The following is a 21,453-nucleotide window of genomic DNA, read 5'->3' as shown; positions in this document are numbered from 1 at the left end:
AGACACCATGACCGACGCAGTACCAGCCGCCGCCGCCCCGTCGACGGGGGAGCAGGCCGGTCCGCCCACCGCGGAGCTGACCATCGGACGCCCCGCGCACGGCGGGCACTTCGTCGCACGGCACGAGGGCCGCGTGGTCTTCGTCCGGCACGCGCTGCCCGGTGAGCGCGTGCGGGTCCGCTTCACCGACACGTCCGACGACGCCAGCTTCTGGCGGGCCGACGTCGTCGAGGTCCTCGAGGCCTCGCCCCATCGCGTGGACCATGTGTGGCCCGTCGCGGATGCCCTGCGCGCCGCCGCCCGCGGGCGCTCGGCGGTGGGCGGCGCGGAATTCGGACACATCGACCTGGCGGAGCAGCGGCGGCTCAAGGCCGCCGTCGTCGAGGAGCAGCTCTCGCGGCTCGCGGGGACCGACCGCGCCGTCGTCGTGGAGCCGGCGCCCGGGGAGTCGGAGGACGGCCTGGGCTGGCGGACGCGTGCGGCCTTCGCGGTCGACGCCGCGGGCCGGCTCGCGATGCATCTCCACCGCTCGCACGAGGTCCTGCCCGTCCAGGAGATGCCCCTCGCCGTCGGGCCGGTCAACGCGCTGCGCCTGTGGACCCTCGATCTCAGCGGGATCGAGCGCGTCGATGTCGCCGTCCCCTCCGGCGGCGGGGAGCCTCTGGTGCTGCTCGTCCCCGCAGCGGGCACCACACCGAAGCGCGTCGGCACCGTCGCCGCATCGATCGACGGCGCGTCCGTCGGGGTCCTCGATCCGGGATCCGGCCAGGTGGAACGGCTGAAGGGCCGCACCTGGCTGCAGGAATCGGTGCTCGGTACCGACTACCGGGTCACCGGCGCCGGGTTCTGGCAGATCCACCGCGGTGCGCCGGAAGCCCTCGTGTCGGCGGTGCTGGACGGACTCGTCCCCTCGCCCGGCGAGCGCGTCGCCGACCTCTATGCGGGCGCCGGCCTCTTCACCGTCCCGATGGCGCGCGCCGTCGGACCGGACGGTGCGGTCCTCTCGGTCGAAGGATCGGCGGGCACCAGCCGGGACGCGCGCCGCAACCTCCACGGACAGGGCCACGTGTCGATCGTCCAGGGCAGGGTCGACGCCGTCCTCGAACGCTGGACGGACCGGCTCGACATCGTCCTGCTCGACCCGCCGCGTGCGGGTGCGGGGAAGAAGGTGGTGCGGCAGATCGCCGCCGCCCGTCCGCGGGCCGTCGGGTACGTCTCGTGCGACCCCGCGTCCTTCGCGCGCGACCTCGGCTACTTCCACGCGGCAGGCTGGACGCTGGACAGCCTGCGCGTCTTCGACCTGTACCCGCACACCCACCACCTGGAATCCTTCGCCCGTCTGCTGCCGCCTGCCGCCTGACGGTTCGGAAGGGACGCAAGCCCCGCGGGTGCCGCGCCGTCAATGGCACCCCTGGGGAAGCCCGAACGTTAGGGTTAAGGTCAATCACGGGTGGTCGACCGCCCGTGCCGAACGAAGCGAGGAGGCGCCGATGGGACTCTTGGAGACGATCAACGGCCCGCAGGACCTGAGCAAACTGACCGCCGTGCAGCTGACGGCCCTGGCGAAGGAGATCCGCAGCTTCCTGGTCAGCACCGTGTCCCGCACCGGGGGACACCTCGGTCCCAACCTCGGCGTCGTCGAGCTGACGCTCGGTATCCACCGCGTCTTCGACTCGCCGCGCGACAGCATCATCTTCGACACCGGCCACCAGTCCTACGTGCACAAGCTCGTGACCGGGCGTCAGGACTTCAGCACCCTCCGCCAGCAGGGCGGCCTCTCCGGGTACCCCTCCCGCGCGGAGTCGGTGCACGACGTCGTCGAGAGCTCCCACGCCTCCTCCTCCCTCTCCTGGGCCGACGGCATCTCGCGCGCCCGCGCCCTCAACGGCGAAGGTGATCGCTACACCGTCGTGCTCGTCGGCGACGGCGCGCTCACCGGTGGCATGGCGTGGGAGGCCCTCAACAACATCGCCGCCGACAAGCGCCGGCGCGTGGTCATCGTGGTGAACGACAACGGCCGGTCCTACGCGCCCACCATCGGCGGAGTCGCCGACTATCTCGCCTCGCTGCGTCCCACGCTCGATTCCGTCCGCACCCACCGCGTCTACGAGCGCACGCTCGACTGGGTCAAGCTCCGCATGCAGAACGGGGGACCGGTCGGGGAGTTCAGCTACAAGAGCCTCCATGCCATGAAGAAGGGCATCAAGGACTGGTGGGCGCCCCAGGGCCTGTTCGAGGACCTCGGCATGAAGTACGTGGGCCCGGTGGACGGTCATGACCAGTCAGCCGTCGAGCAGGCGCTGCACCTCGCCAAGAACTACGAGGGGCCCGTGATCGTCCATGCGATCACCGAGAAGGGTCACGGCTACGCTCCTGCCCGCGCCCACGAGGCCGACCAGTTCCACGCCGTCGGCATCATCGACCCGGAGACGGGCGAACCCGTCGACGCCGCGGGCCAGCAGTCGTGGACCTCGGTGTTCGCGAACGAGATCGCGGACATCGCGGACGAGCGTCCGGACATCGTCGGCATCACCGGCGCCATGCTCATCCCCGTCGGCCTGCACCGCTTCGCCGCGCGGCACCCGGACCGTGTGTTCGATGTCGGCATCGCCGAGCAGCACGCCCTCACCAGTGCGGCCGGCATGGCCTTCGGCGGGCTCCACCCCGTCATCGCGCTCTACGCGACGTTCCTCAACCGGGCGTTCGATCAGCTGCTGATGGACGTGGCCCTCCACAGGGCCGGCGTCACCGTCGTCCTCGACCGCTCCGGCGTCACCGGGCCCGACGGCGCCAGCCACCACGGCATGTGGGACCTCGCCCTGCTGCAGGCAGTGCCCGGCCTGCACCTCGCCGCTCCGCGGGATGCCTCCCGCCTCCGTGAGGAGCTGCGCGAGGCCGTCGCGATCTCCGACGCGCCCAGCGTGGTCCGCTACTCCAAGGGGTCGGTCGGTGCGGAGGTCGAGGCGGTCGAGCGACTCGACGACGGCGTGGACGTGCTCTCGCGCCGGCCCGCGGGCTCACGCCACAACGACGTCCTGATCGTGAGCGTCGGGGCCATGAGTGAGCTCGCGCTCGACGTGTCGAACCGGCTCGGCGCCCAGGGCATCAGTTCCACCGTCATCGACCCGCGCTGGCTGCTCCCCGTCCGACGGTCGGTCATCGACCTCGCTGCCGAGCACCGGATCGTCATCGTCATCGAGGACGGCGTCCGCGCAGGCGGCGTGGGGTCGCGCATCCGGCAGGAGATGCGCTCGGCCGGGGTCGACACCGCGCTGAACGAGGTGGGTCTCCCGGTCGAGTTCCTCGACCACGGCTCGCGCAACCAGGTGCTGGAGCGCGTGGGGCTGACCGCGCAGCAGATCACGCACGACGTCGTCGCGCAGGTCCTCGGCACGAAGGTGCCGGTCGCGCGCCCGCTGGCCGAGGACACGGCCCCGGCGACGGGTCAGTTCCCCCAGCGCTGAGCTCGTCGGGCGCCGCGGGCGCGGCGCGGCCCCGCGAGCACGTCCGGCCCGGCGCGACGGTCCTTCCGGGGGGTGGTGTGAGACAATGACGAAGGCCGGAGAGGGAACCACATTCCCCCGCCGGTCCAGTGACAGGCTTCCGTTCCGCGAGCGATGCTTCTGCCCTCCCGAGTCCGCCCCACCGGCGGAAGGAGGCGGAATCCGCTGGGGGGACCCACCGTCCGCAAGGGCGGCTGAGGTGGAAAAGCGCCACTGGTCTCCGAGTGATTCCGCACCCGATTGACGGTGTGACCTCGGACGACATGACAACGACTTCCGGTCTGCCGCCGGGCGAAGGGCCCGCGGCCGGCCGACATACCGCCCTGGTGGGTGCCGGAATGTGGCCGGCGCCGCAGGGGTTTGGAGCGAGACCCATGGATCAGTCAGAACTGCAGGGGAACGAACAGGACCGCACGGACGCGCCGGTGACCACTCCGGAGGTCGCGGCGGACACCGCCCCGCCGAAGGCCCCGAGGAAGCGCCGGGCGGCCAGCGCGCCGGAAGGCGCCCCACCCGCGCCGCCGGCGCCGCCCGAGGGGGCCCCCGAGGCCGTCGCGGCCCCCGTGCGGAAGAGGGCGACCCGCGTCCGCAAGCCGGTCGTCGTCACCGACGAGACCGCTGCACCGGCTGCCGCCCCTGCCGCGGGCGTCGCGGACCCTGCCGACGCATCCGTCGGGGCCGAGTCCGCTCTGCCCTCGGCGATCTCCACCGAGGCAGGGGCACAGAACGGTGCAGCACCTGCACGCGCGCCCCGGACCCGCCGTCGTGCTGCGACAGCGGAGGCCGGACCGGCCCGTGCCGTCGAGCCCGCCGTGCCGGCCACGATCGTGGCAGGCAGTGCCGCGGCCGCCGCTCCCCCCGAGTCGTCCGACAGCGCTGCGGCACCCGCCGACGCAACGGCGTCGGGCGTAGCCGTGGGCGACGGAGACACCTCGTCCGGTGCCGAGGAGAAGCCCGCCCGCACCAGGCGGACCGCCACCCGCACCCGCAGCCGTCGCGCCTCCGAGCCCGTGGAAGCACCGACGACGGACACCGTCCCCGACGCCTCCGCCCCGACGGACGTCGTTGCAGCCGCGCCCGACAGTGCAGCGCCGGACACCGCCACCGAGACCGGATCGACCCGCCCGGCGACACGGCGCACCTCCCGGAGGTCCGGCCGCGCCGCGACGAAGGGCGACGGGCAGGTCGACGCAGCGGCACAGGCGGACGCACCCGCGACCGGAGTATCGTCCGAGCCTGCCGGGCAGCCGAGCAACCAGCCGGACGTCGCCGCCGGCGAGGATCCGGCCGACGTGACCGAGGAGGCAGCGGACAGCTCGACCCACCGCTTCGACCCGTTCGCCGTCCCCGAATCCCCGCTGTCCCTGCTGTTCCACGCGCCCGACCTCACCACCGTCACCGTGCCGTCCGTCAAGGTCGCGGCGCCCCGGGACGACGACTCCGAGGAGGACGACACCGAGGATGCCGGCCGTCGCTCGCGTCGTAGCCGCCGGACCAGGAACCGCACGCGCGGAGACGCTGCCGCGGATTCCGCGACCGGTGCCGCCGAGGACGGGTCCGTCGCCGAGGGCTCCGACGATGCCCCGCAGGCGAACGGGCCGGATGCCTCCACCGCCGTCACCTCGCGTCGTCGTCGCCGCCGCCGCCGCGGTGACCAGGATCTCGAACTCACCGGTGGCGAGGACGACGACCCGCCCAACACCGTCACGCGCGTCCGCGCACCGCGCCAGTCCAGCGAACCCGTCTCGGACCGCGTCACGAGTGTGCGCGGCTCCACGCGCCTCGAAGCCAAGAAGCAGCGCCGCCGCGAGTCGCGTGACACGGGCCGACGCCGCCAGGTGATCACCGAGGCGGAGTTCCTCGCGCGCCGTGAGTCGGTGGACCGGCAGATGATCGTGCGCCAGAGCGACGACCGCATCCAGATCGGCGTGCTCGAGGACGGCATCCTGGCGGAGCACTTCGTGTCCCGCACCCAGCAGGACTCCCTGATCGGCAACGTGTACGTCGGCAAGGTCCAGAACGTGCTCCCCAGCATGGAGGCGGCCTTCGTCGACATCGGGCGCGGCCGCAACGCCGTCCTGTACGCCGGCGAGGTGAACTGGGACGCCGCCGGCCTCGACGGGCAGCCGCGCCGGATCGAGCTCGCCCTGAAGTCCGGCGACCCGGTGCTCGTCCAGGTCACGAAGGACCCGGTGGGCCACAAGGGCGCCCGCCTGACCAGCCAGATCTCGCTGCCCGGCCGCTACCTGGTCTACGTGCCCGGCGGCTCCATGACGGGCATCTCGCGCAAGCTCCCCGACGTCGAGCGCAACCGCCTGAAGCGCATCCTGAAGGACCGCCTGCCGGAGAACGCGGGCGTGATCGTCCGCACGGCGGCCGAGGGTGCCAGCGAGGAAGAGCTGACGCACGACATCAACAGGCTCCGCGCGCAGTGGGAGGAGATCGAGCGCAAGTCCGGCTCGACAAAGACCCTCGCGCCGGAGCTCCTGTACGGCGAGCCCGACCTCACCATCAAGGTGGTCCGCGACGTCTTCAACGAGGACTTCTCGAAGCTCGTCGTCTCCGGTGAGGACGCCTGGGACACCATCGAGGCCTACGTCATGTACGTGGCGCCCGATCTGGTGGGCCGGCTGGAGAAGTGGACGGGCGAGGAGGACATCTTCGCGGCGTCGCGCATCGACGAGCAGATCGCCAAGGCCCTCGAGCGGAAGGTGTTCCTGCCCTCGGGCGGATCACTGGTGATCGACCGGACGGAGGCCATGACGGTGGTCGACGTCAACACGGGGAAGTTCACCGGCAGCGGCGGCAACCTGGAGGAGACCGTCACCAAGAACAACCTCGAGGCCGCCGAGGAGGTCGTGCGGCAGCTGCGCCTGCGCGACATCGGCGGGATCATCGTCATCGACTTCATCGACATGGTGCTCGAGGCGAACCGCGACCTCGTGCTCCGGCGCCTCGTGGAGTGCCTCGGGCGCGACAGGACCAAGCACCAGGTCGCGGAGGTCACCTCGCTCGGCCTCGTCCAGATGACGCGCAAGCGCATGGGGACCGGGCTGCTGGAGGTCTTCGGCGAGGACTGCGAGCACTGTGCTGGTCGCGGCGTCGTCACGCACATGGAGCCCGTCGAGCACCGCCGGGCTCTGCCTGCACCCGAGCAGCAGCAGTCGCGGCAGGACAAGATGTCCCGCAGCGAGCGCAAGCGGAACCGCGGCGGACGTGGCGGCCAGCAGGACGACCTCGTGACGCCGCCTGCCGCGCCCGTCGCGGACAGTCCCGACCGCGCGGCGAAGGCCGAGGCGGCCCGAGCGGCACTCGCGAGTATCGCAGCGGCAACGCACCACGCCCATGAGGAATCCGCGGCACACGGTGATCGGGGTGCACACACCGACGTCGCGGCCGCCGACGCGGACATCCAGGTCACCGAGGCCGTGCTGACGATCAACGGCGAGACGGTGACCCTGCCGCGGGCCACCCATCGGCGTCGTCCTGCCGCGGAGGAGACGGCGGACGCCCCGGCGACCCGCCTGACCCTCGACAGCCTGAGCGAGGCCTTCGGACGCACGGCGGTATCGGGCGAGGCGCGGCAGGCTGCCGCGCAGCGCGCGCCCGGACCGGAGGCGGATGCCGCAGTGGCGCCGTCGTCCGCTCCCGCCGGGACCACCCGGGTGGCCCCGGCCGCGGCGGAGGAGGCTCCTGCCGTCCGGTCACGGCCCCGCCGCCGTGTCGCCCGCAGCGCGCAGGGTGCTGCGGACACCACCATCGAGACGCAGGGCGCCGAAGCCGCAGCCGAACCGTCGGGCACGCGACATGTCGCTCGAGCCCACGCTCCGGTGCGGACGCCCGCGACCGGTGCCGCAGAGCCGTTGATCTTCGGCGTCGGGGTACCCGCCTCGGAGCTGTAGCAGCAGGCGCTGCAGGACGGAAGAGGACCGGGGTCCAGGGGACTCCGGTCCTCTTCCGCGTCCAGGGAGGTCCGATCCGGGAGCGACGGCGGATCGCCTGCACCAAGGGCACGACGCTTGACGTCCGGCCCCTGCCGCCGGCCAGGGACGTGGTGCCCTGGAGCTGCGATAGGCTGACCGGTGACACGGGGTGCCCTGCCGGATGCAGGGCTGAGATCACACCCGTCGAACCTGATCTAGCGGACGCACGGCGTCCGGGGCCTAGCGGAGGGATGTCAGCCATGGAACCTCACCGAGCAGCGACGAGCCCGGACACGGTCATCCCGAACGTCCTGAGCATCGCCGGATCCGACCCGAGCGGGGGAGCCGGGATCCAGGCGGACGTCAAGAGCATCAGTGCCAACGGCGGGTACGCCCTCGCGGTGGTGACGGCGCTGACCGCCCAGAACACCATGGGTGTCACAGGCGTGCACACCCCGCCCGTGGAGTTCCTGCGCCGGCAGCTCGATACGGTGTCCGACGACATCCTCCTCGATGCCGTGAAGATCGGGATGCTGGGGAGCGAGGAGGTCGCGGACTGCGTCGCCGGCTGGCTCGACGGCGTCCGGCCCGCCGCCGTCGTCCTCGATCCCGTCATGGTGGCGACGAGTGGAGCGCGCCTGCTCCACGACGACGCCGTACGGGCCGTTCTCCGTCTGGCCGCCCGCGCGTCCCTGGTCACCCCGAACATCCCGGAGCTCGCCGTCCTCATCGGTGTGGAACCTGCAGGATCCTGGCAGGAGGCGCTACGGCAGGGGCGGGAGCTCGCCGGACGCGTGCGGACGGCCGTCCTCGTCAAGGGCGGGCACCTGCCGGGGCCGCGCTGCCCCGATGCCCTGATCCTGCCGGGCGAGGGAGCCGGACGCCCCGGTGACGCCCTCGTGTTCGACGGACGCCGTGTGGGCACGGACAACAGGCACGGGACCGGCTGCTCGCTCTCGTCCGCCATCGCCACGCGGTACGCGGTGACCGGGGACTGGTCCGCCGCCGTCCGTGAAGCGAAGGCGTGGCTCGAAGCAGCCCTCGGCGCCTCGGGATCCCTGCGGGTCGGGCATGGCGCGGGGCCCGTGCACCATTTCCATGCGCTGCCGGATCCGCGCCACCGGCAGCCGTTCACCGACCTCGCCTGGCGGGACACCGCCGGCCTGCGGCGCGAGATCCTGCAGGTCCCGTTCGTCGTCGGGCTGACCGACGGCAGCCTGCCCGCGGCGGACTTCGCGCGGTACCTGAGGGAGGACGCCCTCTATCTCCGCGAGTACGCGGGCGTGCTGGCCCGTACCGCCTCACTGGCACCGACCGAGGCCGAGCAGCTGTTCTGGCTCCGGTGCGCCGCCTCGTGCCTCGAGACGGAGGCGGAGCTGCACCGGTCATGGCTCGGGACGGAGCCCGGACCGCGCGGCGCGGACCTGCCCGGCCCCGTCACACGTGCCTATTGCGACCATCTCGTGGCGACGACGGCCCGTGGCTCCTACGCCGAGCTGGTCGCCGCGGTGCTGCCCTGTTTCTGGCTCTATGCCGCGGTGGGGGACTACGTCCGGGACCAGGTGCGGCAGGACGGCGGCGCGGCAGAGGCGGCCCACCCCTATGGCGCCTGGATCGCGACGTACGCCGACCCCGTCTTCGTCGAGGCCACCGCGGAGGCCAAGCTGATCGCCGACCGAGCCCACCGCGCCGCCTCGCCGGGCGAGCGGGATGCGATGCTCCTGGCGTTCCGCTGGTCCGCCACCTACGAGCGCGACTTCTTCGACGCGCACCGCGGACCAGCCGCGGACGCCGCGCCGACCGAGCACGCTGATTTGCGGGAAGGCGTCGTCCTGCCGTAATCTTGACCCTCGGTGCATCCGCCTGTTAACGGCGTGTCCGCCGGAACCCGGAGGGGCACGGCCCCGCAGGAATCCGGTCGGGCTCCGGCAGCCCCAGGGCAGCAGCGTCGACGACGCACAGAGCGGGCCCGGTGCGGCGCAGCAGTTCGTGCTCGAGGAGCACCCGAGTTTTTTCATCAGAAGTCAGATTGTCGAGAGAAGTGAGTTCCCAAGTGGTGTACGCGATTGTCCGCGCAGGCGGCCGCCAAGAAAAGGTTTCTGTAGGAGACCTCGTTACCCTTGACCGCGTCACCGGTCAGGCCGGAAGCACGTTCAAGCTTCCCGCCCTCCTTCTGGTCGACGGCGCCAAGATCACCTCGGCAGCGGAGGACCTCGCGAAGGTCTCCGTGACTGCCGAGATCGTCGAGAATCTCCGTGGACCGAAGATCGTCATCCAGAAGTTCAAGAACAAGACCGGCTACAAGAAGCGCCAGGGTCACCGTTCGGAACTGACCCGCGTCAAAATCACAGGTATCGCGTAGTCCTTCGGACTACCGATCGGTCACCTAGACACTTCAGCGAAGGCAGGCACACACCATGGCACATAAGAAGGGCGCAAGCTCCACTCGTAACGGCCGCGACTCGAACGCGCAGTACCTCGGCGTCAAGCGCTTCGGTGGCCAGGTCGTCAAGGCCGGCGAGATCATCGTCCGCCAGCGCGGCACCCACTTCCACCCCGGTGCCAACGTAGGCCGCGGCGGCGACGACACCCTCTTCGCACTCGAGGCAGGTGCCGTCGAGTTCGGTACCCGTCGCGGACGCAAGGTCGTCAACATCGTAGGGGCCGCAGCAGAGTAATCTGCGCCGCGGACGTGCACCGACCGTGCACCAGCATTCGGGTGGGGTGAGCCGCTTCGGCTCGCCCCACCTTCTTTTAAGCCGATCAGACTCGGCACAGTGAAGTACTTGTAGAAGGAGACCCACGTGGCGAGCTTCGTAGACCGCGTCGTCCTGCACGTATCCGGTGGCACCGGTGGCCACGGCTGCGTGTCCGTCCACCGAGAGAAGTTCAAGCCCCTGGGTGGACCCGACGGCGGCAACGGCGGCGACGGCGGGAACGTGATCCTTCGCGTGGACCACCAGACGACGACCCTCCTCGACTACCACCACGCCCCCCACCGCCACGCCACCAACGGCGGCAACGGCATGGGCGACTGGCGCGGCGGCAAGAGCGGAGAGACCCTGATCCTCTCCGTCCCCGACGGCACGGTCGTGAAGACCAAGGACGGTGAGGTCCTCGCCGACCTCGTGGGCGAGGGTACCGAGTTCGTCGCCGCTGCCGGCGGCCAGGGCGGCCTCGGCAACGCCGCGCTCTCCTCCCAGAAGCGGAAGGCGCCCGGCTTCGCCCTCCTCGGTATCCCGGGCGACGAGCGCGACGTCGTGCTGGAACTGAAGTCCATCGCGGACATCGCCCTCGTCGGTTTCCCGTCGGCGGGCAAGTCCAGCCTGATCGCCGCGATGTCGGCCGCCCGGCCCAAGATCGCGGACTACCCGTTCACGACGCTCGTCCCGAACCTCGGCGTCGTCGAGGCGGGCTCCACGCGCTTCACCATCGCGGACGTCCCCGGACTCATCGAGGGTGCGAGCGAGGGCAAGGGGCTCGGACACCACTTCCTGCGCCACGTCGAGCGCTGCGCGGCCCTCGTGCACGTCCTCGACTGCGCCGCGCTGGAGACGGACCGCGACCCCCTCAACGACCTCGCCATCATCGAGCGCGAGCTCCAGAAGTACGCCGTGGACATGAGCTTCGCGGGCCCCGCCGGCGACGTCGTGCCCCTCAACGAGCGGCCCCGCCTGATCGCGCTCAACAAGGTGGACGTCCCCGACGGCAAGGACATGGCCGGTTTCGTCCGGCTCGAACTCGAATCCCGTGGCTACCGTGTGTTCGAGGTCTCCGCATCGAGCCACGAGGGCCTGCGCCAGCTGGGCTTCGCCATGGCGGAGATCGTCGAGGCGGCCCGCAAGGCCGTCGCCACGGCTCCGCCCGTGGTGGCGCCCCCCGTGCTGCGCCCCCGCGGCGTCAATGCCGCCTCCTTCCGCATCCGCAACGAGGAGAAGGACGCGCTGCCGCTGTTCCGCGTGCTGGGCGAGAAGCCCGAGCGCTGGGTCAAGCAGACCGATTTCACCAACGACGAGGCCGTGGGCTTCCTCGCCGACCGCCTCGCCAAGCTCGGCGTGGAGGAGCAGCTGTTCAAGTCGGGCGCGAAGCCCGGCGACACGGTGGTCATCGGCGAGGGCGACGGCGTCGTCTTCGACTGGGAGCCGACCATGATGGGCGGCGCCGAACTGCTGGCGGGTCCCCGCGGCAGCGATCTCCGCCTGGCGGAGTACATCCGGCCCACGCGCGAGCAGAAGCGCGAGGAGTACCAGGAGCGCAAGGACGCCAAGGCTGCGGCGCGCGCCGAGCTCGAAGCCGATCGCAAAGCCGGCATCTGGACCGAGTCGGTGCAGAACCGCAAGCAGTCCGCCCCTGCCCAGCAGGAGGCCGACGCCGAGTCCCAGAGCTAGGACCGTGGCGCTGGACCAGTCCGGGCCGCGGCCCGCCGCCGATCGGGCAGGGCTCGCATCGGCACGCCGCATCGTCGTCAAGGTGGGGTCGTCCTCGCTCACGTCGGTGACGGGCGGCATCTCCGGCGAGGCCCTGACAGGCCTCGCCGACGTGCTGGCCGAGCGGCGGGAACGGGGGACCGAGGTGATCCTCGTGTCCTCCGGTGCCATTGCGGCGGGCCTCGCCCCGCTGGGCCTGGCCCGACGCCCGGCCCAGCTCTCCACCCAGCAGGCCGCTGCCAGCGTGGGGCAGGGTCTGCTCATGGCACGGTACTCGCAGGCCTTCGGCACGCACGGGATCACCGTGAGCCAGATCCTGCTCACCGCTGACGACCTGATCCGGCGCTCCCACTACGCGAACGCCCACCGGGCCATGGAGCGCCTCCTCAATTTCGGGGTGGTACCGATCGTCAACGAGAACGACACCGTCGCCAGTCACGAGATCCGGTTCGGCGACAACGATCGCCTCGCCGCGCTCGTGGCACACCTCGTCAAGGCGGAGGCACTCGTGCTCCTGTCCGATGTCGACGCCCTCTACGACGGCCCGCCCAGCGCGGGGGCCCGGCGTATCCCCCTCGTCGCCTCACCGCTGGACCTCGAGGGGGTCACCATCGGCAGGACCGGCAAGGCCGGCGTCGGGACGGGCGGCATGGTCACGAAGGTCGAGGCCGCCACGATCGCCGCGTCGTCCGGCATCCCCGCGCTCGTCACGTCCACCACGAACGCGGCAGCCGCCCTGCGGGGGGACGACGTCGGCACGTGGTTCACGGCCACCGGCAAGCGCCAACCGATCCGGCTCCTCTGGCTCGCCCACCTGGCGCGGGTGGTCGGAACGCTCGTCCTCGACGACGGTGCGGTCCGCGCTGTCGGCGAGCGGCGCCGGTCCCTGCTCCCGGCCGGGGTGGTCGACGTCTCGGGCGCCTTCGAGGCCGGAGATCCGGTGCAGCTGGTCGCCGGGGACGGGACCGTCGTGGCCCGCGGTCTCGTCAACTACAGCTCGTCGGAGCTGCCACGCATGCTCGGCCGGTCCACCCACGACCTCGCCGAGGAGCTCGGCGCGGAGTACGAACGCTCGGTCGTCCACGTCAACGATCTCGTGGTCCTCCGGCAGGGACCGGCGGCGTCCTGAGCGAGCCGCGGCAGGGCGGCGGTGTGGCCTTCACCGCCTCGGCTGAGGGCTGCGTCACGAAGCGGAGGCCCGCGGGCCCGGACGGAGCAGCTCGCTAGACTGTCCGCATGACCGAGCTCCAGGACGCCCGCACCACGCAGAACGACGACGCCGCCGAGCGATCGCCGTCGACCCACCCGTCCGCGTCGTCCGTGTCGCCCGCGTCGTCCGGCTCGTCGCTGTCGCCGGACGAGCTGACCGAGGCCGTCCACTCCATCACCGACCGGGCCCGCGCCGCCTCGCGCGTCCTGGGCCGCGCCACCAGGGCTCGCAAGGACCGCGCGCTGCTGGCCATCGCCGAGGCGATCGTGGCGCGCCGCGACGTCGTCCTCGCAGCGAACCGGGCCGACGTCGAACGCGGCCGTGCGGCCGGAACCTCCGACTATCTCCTCGACCGCCTGACCCTGGACCCCGTGCGGATCGACGGGCTGTCCGCCGCCCTCGCGCAGCTGGCAGCCCTCCCGGACCCCGTCGGCACCGCGGTGCGTGCGGAGACCCTGCCCAACGGACTGCGGATGCGGCAGGTCCGTGTACCCCTCGGAGTCGTCGCGGCGATCTACGAGGCGCGTCCCAACGTCACGGTCGACATCGCCGGGCTGGCGCTCAAGAGCGGCAACGCCGTCGTCCTCCGCGGCGGCAGCGCGGCCCAGGCGACCAACGCCGCGCTGATCGGCATCATCCGCGATACGCTCGAGGACCACGGGCTGCCCGACGACGCCGTCCTCACCATCGACGAATACGGCAGGGCCGGTGCCCAGGTCCTCATGGCCGCGCGCGGTCGGATCGACGTCCTCATCCCACGCGGTGGCCGTGACCTCATCCAGTCCGTCGTGACGACGGCGCGCGTGCCGGTCATCGAGACCGGTGAGGGCAACGTCCACATCCTGCTCGACGCGTCCGCGGACGAGGAGATGGCCGTCGACCTCCTGCTCAACGCCAAGACCCAGCGCCCCAGTGTGTGCAACACAGTCGAGACGCTCCTCGTCCACAGCCGGTCGGCGGCTGCACCGGGCGTGCTTGCCGCGCTCATCCGCGCCGGTGTCACCCTGCACGTGGACGATCGGGCCCGGTCGCTGCTGCCAGAGGGGGTCGACGCCCCCGCAGCGACCGATGACGACTGGGGCCGCGAGTACATGCAACTCGACCTCGCGGTGCGGACCGTCGATTCCGTCGACGAGGCCCTCACGCACATCCGACGGTGGAGCACGGGACACAGCGAAGCCATCATCACCAACGACCTCGCGGCGTCCGAGGAGTTCGTCGCCGGCGTCGACTCCGCAGCCGTCCTGGTGAACGCCTCGACCCGTTTCGTCGACGGCGGGGAACTGGGACTGGGTGCGGAGGTCGGGATCTCCACGCAGAAGATGCACGCTCGCGGGCCCATGGGCCTCAGCGAGCTCACGACGACCAAGTGGATCGTCCAGGGCGAGGGCCAGATCCGGCGCTGAAGGCCGTGGCCGAGGGGAGGCCCCGGGGGCCGAGCGCGTACCATGGGACGTAATGCCCGCGCCGGACCGAATGGTCCGACAGTTCATGACCCGACAGAGGACACACGATGCTCTACTCCCTCGGCAGCGCACTGCTGGCGACCGAAGCCATGGAACACCACACCGAACTCCCGATGCCCGCCATCGCGTACGGACTGATCGCCATGGGCATCCTCCTGACCCTCATGATCGTCACGGTGTCCTTCTCCAACGTGCGCAACCGGCACGAGGCCGTCGAGGAGCACCTCGATCCCCACAAGCAGCACGCCAACAACCACGACCACGGTGAAGCGGGCCGGCACTAGCCGTACCGGTCCCGTGGACAGCAACCGGAGGGACGTCATGGGCGGGCCCCGGCAGCGACATCGTGACGGTTCACCCTGGCGCCTCGGCGTCATGGGTGGAACCTTCGATCCGATCCATCACGGGCACCTCGTGGCTGCCAGCGAGGTGGCCTCGGTCTTCGATCTCGACGAGGTCGTCTTCGTCCCCACCGGACAGCCGTGGCAGAAGGCGGACAAGGACGTCACGGCGGCCGAGCACCGATACCTGATGACGGTTGTCGCCACGGCGTCGAACCCCAGCTTCACGGTGAGCCGCGTCGACATCGAGCGGCCCGGACCGACGTTCACGATCGACACGCTGCGGGACCTCAAGGTCCAGCGGCCCGATGCGCAGCTCTTCTTCATCACGGGCGCGGATGCGATGTCGCAGATCCTCACCTGGAAGAACGCCGAGGAACTGTGGTCCCTGGCCCACTTCATCGGTGTGACACGGCCCGGGCACGAACTCAACGGCGGGGGACGCGACGTCAGCCTGCTGGAGGTACCGGCGATGGCCATCTCCAGCACGGACTGCCGTCGGCGCGTCGGCGAGGACAAGCCCGTCTGGTATCTCGTGCCCGACGGCGTGGTGCAGTACATCGCGAAGCACCGCCTCTACCGCAGGGTCGGCGACCTCGAGGAAGTCATGTCGGCGGAGATCGACGAAGACGTCTTCCCGTCCGAGGGAAGGCACGCGGGCGATCACAGCTCCGCACAACGACCCACCGGGTGAATCAGCAACGAGCAGGATGATGGACGACGCACGGGTCTCCGGGTCTCACGAAGCGGACCGTGCCGAGTCAGGGGAGTCGGTCATGGCAGGAAGCGACGCGTCGGCGTCACGGGACGAGCCGGTCGATGGTTCGGTGGTGGACACCGGCGCGGCAGGGACCATTGCCGGAACCGGAGCAGAAACCATCGACGAAGCCGAAGCAGGAGGCGGGTCCGGGACCGCGACGGACGGGGGAGCTCCTGCGCGGCAGCTGCCGCGCAGGAGCAGGAGAGCGGCCGGTACACCGGTGGACGCCGTTCCCGCGGGGCGCCAGGAGCGCGATGCGCAGGCCCGCGCCCGCGACCGGGAAGCGCTGCTGGCCAGGCGTGCATTCATGGAGGGCGCGACGGCAGGGACGGAGGACGGCGCGAGGGTCGAGACGCCCACCCGTCGTCAGCTGAGGCTGCAGCTCGCGCAGGGGCGGGCCGTCGATCCCACGGGGCACCCTCAGGCCGACGGTGTCCCCACCGACACCGACGATGACGGCGCGGCCGACGCGGTGGATCCGTCGCACGCCGTCGAGGCACCTCCGGTGCTCGCCGGTTCCGGCTCTCCGGCCGCCGAGGAGAACGGCACAGCGGAATCCTCCGCCGTCCGACCCTCCTCCGAGCCCCTGCCGCCACGCGCAGGTTCGACCACCGCAGGGTCCACGCGTGATCGGTTACCCGGCGGCCGCAGGGACCGACGTCGACAGACCGACACGGGCAGGATGGCGCAAGCGGCGCTGCCGGCTCCCGGCGACTCCGGCGACACCGGCGACACCGGCGACACCGGCGACACCGGCGACACCGGCGACACCGGCCAGCATGAGGCCGGCGCGGCCGAAGGATCTGCCGGGACGCCGATCGAGAACGACCCGGCGACCCGCGAAGCGCTCCTCGAGGACGCGCGGCGGCATGCCGTCCTCCTGCAGGGCGAGAAGGATCCGTTCACGGTCGACCTGGAGGTCCTGGCGCAGCAGAAGGCGCTGGCCGAGCGGGCCGCCGTCCTCAACGCGCGTGCCAGGCGGGTCAGGGAACTGGCAGAGCAGATGCAGCCGCGCACACCCGTCCCGAATGACCCGGCGGCGGCCCACAACCTGTCGATCGTCGCGCCGCCCGAGTACATCCAGGTGCCCGGTGGCAGCAAGGCCATCCTCCGGGCGCCTGCGACGTCGCACATCCCGATCGTGCTGCCGACGCCCGGGCGGGAAGCAACGGTCGTGCCGGCCCGGTCCGGGGAGACGGATCCGCGCGTGGCATCCGACCCTGCCGGGGAGCCGAAGTCCGGGCCCGTCGAGGCACGCAGCGCCTTCGGACTGGAACCCCTCGATGCGATGACGGCGGGGCTCGGGCGGATGCGCCGCGTACGCTACCTGCAGTACTCGTTGCTCGGGGTGGGCGCAGCCGCACTTTCAACCGGGATAATGATGACAGTCAGCTCCCTCAATGGGTAAGAATGCTGGCCACACACAAGGAGATCAGTGAGCGCAACCGAACAGTCCATCAGCATCGCCCGCACCGCGGCGCACGCGGCAGCGGACAAGATCGCCCAGGACATCGTCGCCATCGACGTCAGTGACCGCCTCGCCATCACGGACGTCTTCGTGATCGCCTCCGCTCCGAGCGAGCGCCAGGTCAACGCGATCGTCGACGGCATCGAGGAGGAACTCTCGAAGCAGGGACTCAAGCCCGTTCGTCGCGAGGGTCGCAGCGAGGGCCGCTGGGTGCTGCTCGACTACGCGCAGGTCGTCGTTCACGTGCAGCACGAGGAGGACCGCGTGTTCTACGCGCTCGACCGGCTGTGGAAGGACTGCCCGTCCGTGGACCTGGAGCTCGAAGGTACGCTCCAGAGCTCGCCGCAGGCGGCAGTGTCCGGCGACGTCGCGGAGTGACGCGGCACGTACACGCTGACCCCGGGGCTCGTCGCGTCATCTTCTGGAGGCACGGGCGGACGGAGTGGAACCATGCGGGACGGTTCCAGGGCCAGGAGGACATCGACCTCGATGCCACGGGCCGCGAGCAGGCCCTGCGGGCTTCCGAGGTGCTCGAGACCCGCCATCCGGCAGCCATCATCTCGTCGGACCTGCGCCGCGCGGCGGATACCGCTGCCGCGCTGGCGGAGCGGACCGGCCTGACCGTGAGTTATGACGAGCGGCTGCGCGAGACGGATGCCGGCCGGTGGCAGGGGTTGTCCTTCGCCGAGATCGACGAGCAGTTCGCCGAGGACAACGCTGCCTGGCGCGGTGGTGACCCGACCGTCCGCGCGGGTGGTGCGGAGAACCGCATCGAGGTCGGACGGAGGATGCTTGCGGTGGTGACCGAGGCCGTCGGACGCATCGCACCGGCCGGCACGCTCGTCGTCGTCAGTCATGGGGGAGCGATCAGGGCTGCGCTGGCAGCGCTGATGGGGCTGCCGCCCGAACGGTGGGGGGCCTTGGCGGGCCTGTCCAACTGCCACTGGTCCGAGGTGCACGAAGTCGTGGACCGGGGCGATGCGCTGTTCTCCTGGCAACTCACGGAGCACAACGTGGGTCTGGGCTCCCTTCCGGCCGAGCCCATCGAGGGTTGACCTCGGTGCCCCAGCCGATTTGGCGCTGCCGCCAGAATTCATTACACTGGACGAGTTGCTTCGGCGGTGTGAAAGCCTTCTGAAGCGGCGTGAGTACGGGGCTATGGCGCAGCTGGTAGCGCACCTGCATGGCATGCAGGGGGTCAGGGGTTCGAATCCCCTTAGCTCCACAGTGTAAGGCCCGGGAAACCGGGCCTTTTCTGTTTCCTGTTCACAAAGCCGGCTCACCTGCTCACAAGTCGGGGTTTGAAAGTCGGCGCCGATGCCTAAAGTTCAGGGCATGGCAAGCATTGTCGAGCGGCCCCGCAAGAGCGGGGACATCACCTACACGGTCCGGTGGCGTGACCCGGCCACACGCAAGCAGGACTCCATCGCCACAGAGGACCGCGACCACGCGCTCACCCTCAAGAGACTCCTCGACGCCAACGGCCAGTCCTTCGACATCGCCCAACGGCTCATCCTCGAGCAGAAGTCTCTCGCCCCGACCGTCACCTCGACCATCGAGAAGCACATCGGGTCGCTCACGAACATCAGCCTCGGCACGGAGAGCAAGTACCGGACGTACCTTCGCCTCTATCTCAACGAGCCCCTCGGTGGCCGCCCCGTAGACGCGATCGAGTACGACGACGTCGTCGCCTGGATTAAGTGGATGCAGGTGCAGGGGAAGTCGTCGAAGACGATCGCTAATGTGCACGGGCTCCTGTCCGCCGGGCTGTCCACCGCGGTCCGTTTGAAGCTGCGGCCCGACAACCCGTGCAAGGGGGTGAGCCTGCCGAAGGGCGACCACATCGTCGAGCCGGTCACGTTCCTCACTCACGAGGAGTTCCGGCTTCTCATGCGTTTCGCGCACCCGCACTATGTGCCGCTGTTCCGGTTCCTCGTGGCAACAGGGCTACGCATGGGGGAGGCGACGGCACTCGTTGCGTCGGACTTCGACCTCGACGGGGCAACGCCGTCGGTGCGTATCTCGAAGGCGTGGAAGCAGGACGGGGCGGGCGGCTACTACGTGGGCCCGCCGAAGACCCGCAGGTCCCGGAGGACGGTCGCCCTGGCACCGGACACTGTCGCCGTGGTGTCGCCGCTCGTGAAGCGGGCGAAGCTCACCAAGGGCGAGGTCTTTACGTCGCCGACGGGGAAGGTCATGCGGAACGGGACCGTGTACCGGCGAGCCTGGTACCCGGCGATCATCGCTGCACAGGGGCACGGGCTGGAGAAGAAGCCGCGCCTCCACGACCTTCGACACACCCATGCGTCATGGATGCTGAACGCCGGCACCGACATCTTCAAGCTGTCCCGGCGGCTTGGACACGAGTCGACGACCACAACGACCGACCTCTACAGCCACCTGCTCCCCGAGGCGCTGGAGTCCACCGCAGTCAGCGCTCAGCGGGCCATCGCGGGCGCCTAGCCGGGCCCAGGGCTACTCGGCGGGGAGGTCTTCGAGCTTGAGCTTCCCGCGCTGCTTCTCCGCCTGCTCGTACATGCGGGCGATGTACTCCTCGAGCTTCACCCGCTCTACCCGCCATTGTCCGCGGCCGCCAACCTGTATGGCTTGCAGGTCGCCGGACTTCACGAGCGCGTACATCTGGGACTGACTCACCGCCAACTCCTCCGCAGCATCGGTGAGGGTCATGAAACGGGGCTGAGCAGTCATGAGCCGATCATAAGGTCACCGGCGGCTCCTACCCTGCATCGAATGGGCCAGAACAAGCGGTACGCCGAGCACTACGGCCGCTTGATGGACGAGCGGATCGGGGAATGGGTCATGCGCGAGGAACCCATGCTCCTCACCGCAGCCGAGCTGCAGCTTCGACAAAACCCTCCGAAGAACTTCGACCAGCCACGCCGCGTGTATGCATGGGTCCGCTACCCGACGCAGGCGGTGCGAATGCAAGCCATAGCTACAGCGTGGACCACGACCGCCGTGAAAATTCGCTTCTATGAGCAGCACGTCGACGCATGGCGAGAGGGTTGGGTGTGGCGGAACGCAGTTACTCCTGCGTGATCAGCCGTCGAGGTGGCGTTTCCGCTCCTCGAGTCGTTCACCGCGTTCGCCGCCAACGACATCGTGCCCTACCTCCGTGGAGGTAGGGCACGGTGATTGAGGATGAAGGTTCTCAGTCGACGCTACGTTCGATCTGTTGCTTCTGCCTCCAAAACTGCGTCTTCTCCGACATTGGCGTCTGCTGTACCCGGACTGATACTGCCAGGCACTTGCACGTCCTTGCGGTACAGAAAAAACCCGATAATCGCGGCAAATTCGGCTGAAATTACACCGATTGCCCATCCGTTTGCTCCTACAAGGACGCACGTGATTGTTCCGCCTACACCCAGACAAGCTATTGATCCGGCCCAACGCTGACCAGTGACGAGAAGGCGATGCCTTTTCTCCTCCATGTTATGCCGATGAGTGAGCTGATCGCTTATCAGCTGCTGTTTAAACGTCAGTTCATCAGCCATTTATGCGCTTTTCGGCCCATGAACTCAGTTCTTCGTAGACTTTCTCTGCTTCTAGCTGCTTCTCAGCGTTAGTTAGAGGGCGAGATACGCTGGGGAAGAGAGTCGTGATGGTACTTCCTCCAGAAATGAGCAACCGGAGGCGCTCGCGCAAGCCCAACCGTTCATCAGGGTGAGTGACAGAAGCGGGCGAAGCGGTGGTTGTTTCTGATCGCGCATCGGTGTTGGGAGAAGCTTGGCCTGAGCTCGCGCTCCTAAATGCGGAAATGCGAAATTTATGCAGATCGTCCTCGTAAACGATGACGATTCCTTCCATAGAATATATGCGTTGCGATGTACGCAAATTCTCATGAGTCATACCCTCTGTGAAGTTCTTTCTCAGGGTTACATCTCCGCGAGTAGCATTAACTGCCGACGGAAAATCAACTAGGGCGTCAAGCATTGTTATTCTCCGGTACGCTCGCTCTGAACTGCTCCACGAATTCTCGGTTACCAGCGAATCCAATTCCTTGGAATCTGCAACGTAGGAAAACGCAATTTGTGATACCTATTAGGCCGATTACCTGTGGCCTCTCGGGTGGCACCTCCCATAGCATGGCTTCAACTTCTCCCTCGAAAGCGCATTCTTCCAAGGTACTTCCGGACATCCCTAAGATCGCTGGCCCCAGGATCAAGCAGTCTTCGAACGTGTGTCCTTCAACGAAGGGCATGGCAACTGTCATGCTGGCGATGCGAACCACTTCTGACCGCGTAACTTTTTCTTGCATGTCGCCATCATGCCGTAAGAACCTTGGAAACACATCAACTGGTAGCGGCATACGCAAGCGACCGAACAAGTCGCAC

The 21,453-nt window shown here is 69.5% G+C and carries 18 protein-coding genes, 1 tRNA gene and 1 riboswitch; of the genes, 17 read left to right on the top strand and 2 right to left on the bottom strand.

Annotation, left to right across the window (positions count from 1 at the left end; all coding sequences use genetic code 11):
* Positions 1-7 precede the first annotated feature (7 nt).
* From ACTIMO_RS06490 to ACTIMO_RS06415, 16 genes are all read left to right on the top strand, one after another.
* Positions 8-1,360 (top strand): class I SAM-dependent RNA methyltransferase, encoded by a 1,353-nt coding sequence (locus tag ACTIMO_RS06490; RefSeq protein ID WP_448181869.1) that lies wholly within the window; start codon positions 8-10, stop codon positions 1,358-1,360.
* Positions 1,361-1,490: 130 nt separating this feature from the next.
* Positions 1,491-3,464 (top strand): 1-deoxy-D-xylulose-5-phosphate synthase, encoded by a 1,974-nt coding sequence (gene dxs, locus ACTIMO_RS06485; protein ID WP_422391743.1) that lies wholly within the window; start codon positions 1,491-1,493, stop codon positions 3,462-3,464.
* A 413-nt stretch (positions 3,465-3,877) separates the two neighbouring features.
* Positions 3,878-7,405, top strand: coding sequence for an Rne/Rng family ribonuclease (locus tag ACTIMO_RS06480; protein WP_448181868.1), 3,528 nt, complete (start codon positions 3,878-3,880; stop codon positions 7,403-7,405).
* A 176-nt stretch (positions 7,406-7,581) separates the two neighbouring features.
* Positions 7,582-7,695, top strand: a riboswitch (TPP riboswitch).
* Entirely contained in the window at positions 7,687-9,267 is a 1,581-nt protein-coding gene (gene thiD, locus ACTIMO_RS06475) for a bifunctional hydroxymethylpyrimidine kinase/phosphomethylpyrimidine kinase (protein ID WP_448181867.1), read from the top strand. (Overlaps the previous riboswitch by 9 nt.)
* 212 nt (positions 9,268-9,479) lie before the next feature.
* Entirely contained in the window at positions 9,480-9,788 is a 309-nt protein-coding gene (rplU, locus tag ACTIMO_RS06470; RefSeq protein ID WP_043444935.1) for a 50S ribosomal protein L21, read from the top strand.
* Between the two features lie 55 nt (positions 9,789-9,843).
* Complete coding sequence (gene rpmA, locus ACTIMO_RS06465) at positions 9,844-10,104, top strand: 50S ribosomal protein L27 (RefSeq protein WP_028280075.1); 261 nt, start codon at positions 9,844-9,846, stop codon at positions 10,102-10,104.
* A gap of 126 nt (positions 10,105-10,230) precedes the next feature.
* A complete protein-coding gene (gene obgE, locus ACTIMO_RS06460; RefSeq protein WP_448181866.1) occupies positions 10,231-11,814 on the top strand; it encodes a GTPase ObgE in 1,584 nt (527 codons plus the stop codon).
* Between the two features lie 4 nt (positions 11,815-11,818).
* Positions 11,819-12,982 carry a glutamate 5-kinase gene (gene proB, locus ACTIMO_RS06455; RefSeq protein WP_055772128.1) on the top strand — a complete coding sequence of 388 codons (1,164 nt, stop codon included), beginning with the start codon at positions 11,819-11,821 and terminating at the stop codon, positions 12,980-12,982.
* 107 nt (positions 12,983-13,089) lie between these two features.
* The gene (locus tag ACTIMO_RS06450) at positions 13,090-14,469 is read left to right on the top strand and encodes a glutamate-5-semialdehyde dehydrogenase (protein ID WP_448181865.1); all 1,380 of its coding nucleotides are present in this window, start codon (positions 13,090-13,092) and stop codon (positions 14,467-14,469) included.
* 107 nt (positions 14,470-14,576) lie between these two features.
* Positions 14,577-14,813 carry a hypothetical protein gene (locus ACTIMO_RS06445; RefSeq protein ID WP_055772123.1) on the top strand — a complete coding sequence of 79 codons (237 nt, stop codon included), beginning with the start codon at positions 14,577-14,579 and terminating at the stop codon, positions 14,811-14,813.
* A 37-nt stretch (positions 14,814-14,850) separates the two neighbouring features.
* Entirely contained in the window at positions 14,851-15,564 is a 714-nt protein-coding gene (gene nadD / locus ACTIMO_RS06440; protein WP_448181911.1) for a nicotinate-nucleotide adenylyltransferase, read from the top strand.
* An 82-nt stretch (positions 15,565-15,646) separates the two neighbouring features.
* Positions 15,647-17,038, top strand: coding sequence for a hypothetical protein (locus tag ACTIMO_RS06435; RefSeq protein WP_448181864.1), 1,392 nt, complete (start codon positions 15,647-15,649; stop codon positions 17,036-17,038).
* 27 nt (positions 17,039-17,065) lie between these two features.
* On the top strand, positions 17,066-17,476 hold the full coding sequence (rsfS, locus tag ACTIMO_RS06430) for a ribosome silencing factor (RefSeq protein WP_055772117.1): 411 nt from the start codon (positions 17,066-17,068) through the stop codon (positions 17,474-17,476).
* A complete protein-coding gene (locus ACTIMO_RS06425; protein ID WP_055772114.1) occupies positions 17,473-18,153 on the top strand; it encodes a histidine phosphatase family protein in 681 nt (226 codons plus the stop codon). Before rsfS ends, ACTIMO_RS06425 begins: the two co-directional genes overlap by 4 nt.
* A 97-nt stretch (positions 18,154-18,250) precedes the next feature.
* Positions 18,251-18,323: transfer RNA gene (locus tag ACTIMO_RS06420), tRNA-Ala, on the top strand.
* 110 nt (positions 18,324-18,433) lie between these two features.
* Positions 18,434-19,561, top strand: coding sequence for a tyrosine-type recombinase/integrase (locus ACTIMO_RS06415; RefSeq protein WP_448181863.1), 1,128 nt, complete (start codon positions 18,434-18,436; stop codon positions 19,559-19,561).
* A 12-nt stretch (positions 19,562-19,573) separates the two neighbouring features.
* On the opposite strand, the gene ACTIMO_RS06410 is transcribed toward ACTIMO_RS06415, so the two are convergent.
* Entirely contained in the window at positions 19,574-19,807 is a 234-nt protein-coding gene (locus ACTIMO_RS06410; RefSeq protein ID WP_055772107.1) for a helix-turn-helix domain-containing protein, read from the bottom strand.
* A gap of 42 nt (positions 19,808-19,849) precedes the next feature.
* On the opposite strand from ACTIMO_RS06410, the gene ACTIMO_RS06405 reads away from it, so the two are divergent.
* A complete protein-coding gene (locus ACTIMO_RS06405; protein WP_448181862.1) occupies positions 19,850-20,158 on the top strand; it encodes a hypothetical protein in 309 nt (102 codons plus the stop codon).
* Between the two features lie 122 nt (positions 20,159-20,280).
* On the opposite strand, the gene ACTIMO_RS06400 is transcribed toward ACTIMO_RS06405, so the two are convergent.
* A complete protein-coding gene (locus ACTIMO_RS06400) occupies positions 20,281-20,613 on the bottom strand; it encodes a hypothetical protein (RefSeq protein WP_448181861.1) in 333 nt (110 codons plus the stop codon).
* Between the last annotated feature and the right edge of the window lie 840 nt (positions 20,614-21,453).

Source organism: Arthrobacter sp. CP30 (assembly GCF_053470025.1).
This window is presented reverse-complemented; position numbering and strand designations above follow the sequence as displayed.

Excerpts from the sequence above, each read along its gene's own strand:
- ACTIMO_RS06490 (WP_448181869.1), top strand. The coding sequence starts at position 8 with ATGACCGACGCAGTACCAGCCGCCGCCGCCCCGTCGACGGGGGAGCAG.
- dxs (WP_422391743.1), top strand. The coding sequence starts at position 1,491 with ATGGGACTCTTGGAGACGATCAACGGCCCGCAGGACCTGAGCAAACTG.
- ACTIMO_RS06480 (WP_448181868.1), top strand. The coding sequence starts at position 3,878 with ATGGATCAGTCAGAACTGCAGGGGAACGAACAGGACCGCACGGACGCG.
- thiD (WP_448181867.1), top strand. The coding sequence starts at position 7,687 with ATGGAACCTCACCGAGCAGCGACGAGCCCGGACACGGTCATCCCGAAC.
- rpmA (WP_028280075.1), top strand. The coding sequence starts at position 9,844 with ATGGCACATAAGAAGGGCGCAAGCTCCACTCGTAACGGCCGCGACTCG.
- ACTIMO_RS06450 (WP_448181865.1), top strand. The coding sequence starts at position 13,090 with ATGACCGAGCTCCAGGACGCCCGCACCACGCAGAACGACGACGCCGCC.
- ACTIMO_RS06445 (WP_055772123.1), top strand. The coding sequence starts at position 14,577 with ATGCTCTACTCCCTCGGCAGCGCACTGCTGGCGACCGAAGCCATGGAA.
- nadD (WP_448181911.1), top strand. The coding sequence starts at position 14,851 with ATGGGCGGGCCCCGGCAGCGACATCGTGACGGTTCACCCTGGCGCCTC.
- ACTIMO_RS06435 (WP_448181864.1), top strand. The coding sequence starts at position 15,647 with ATGGCAGGAAGCGACGCGTCGGCGTCACGGGACGAGCCGGTCGATGGT.
- ACTIMO_RS06415 (WP_448181863.1), top strand. The coding sequence starts at position 18,434 with ATGGCAAGCATTGTCGAGCGGCCCCGCAAGAGCGGGGACATCACCTAC.
- ACTIMO_RS06410 (WP_055772107.1), bottom strand. The coding sequence starts at position 19,807 with ATGACTGCTCAGCCCCGTTTCATGACCCTCACCGATGCTGCGGAGGAG.
- ACTIMO_RS06405 (WP_448181862.1), top strand. The coding sequence starts at position 19,850 with ATGGGCCAGAACAAGCGGTACGCCGAGCACTACGGCCGCTTGATGGAC.
- ACTIMO_RS06400 (WP_448181861.1), bottom strand. The coding sequence starts at position 20,613 with ATGGCTGATGAACTGACGTTTAAACAGCAGCTGATAAGCGATCAGCTC.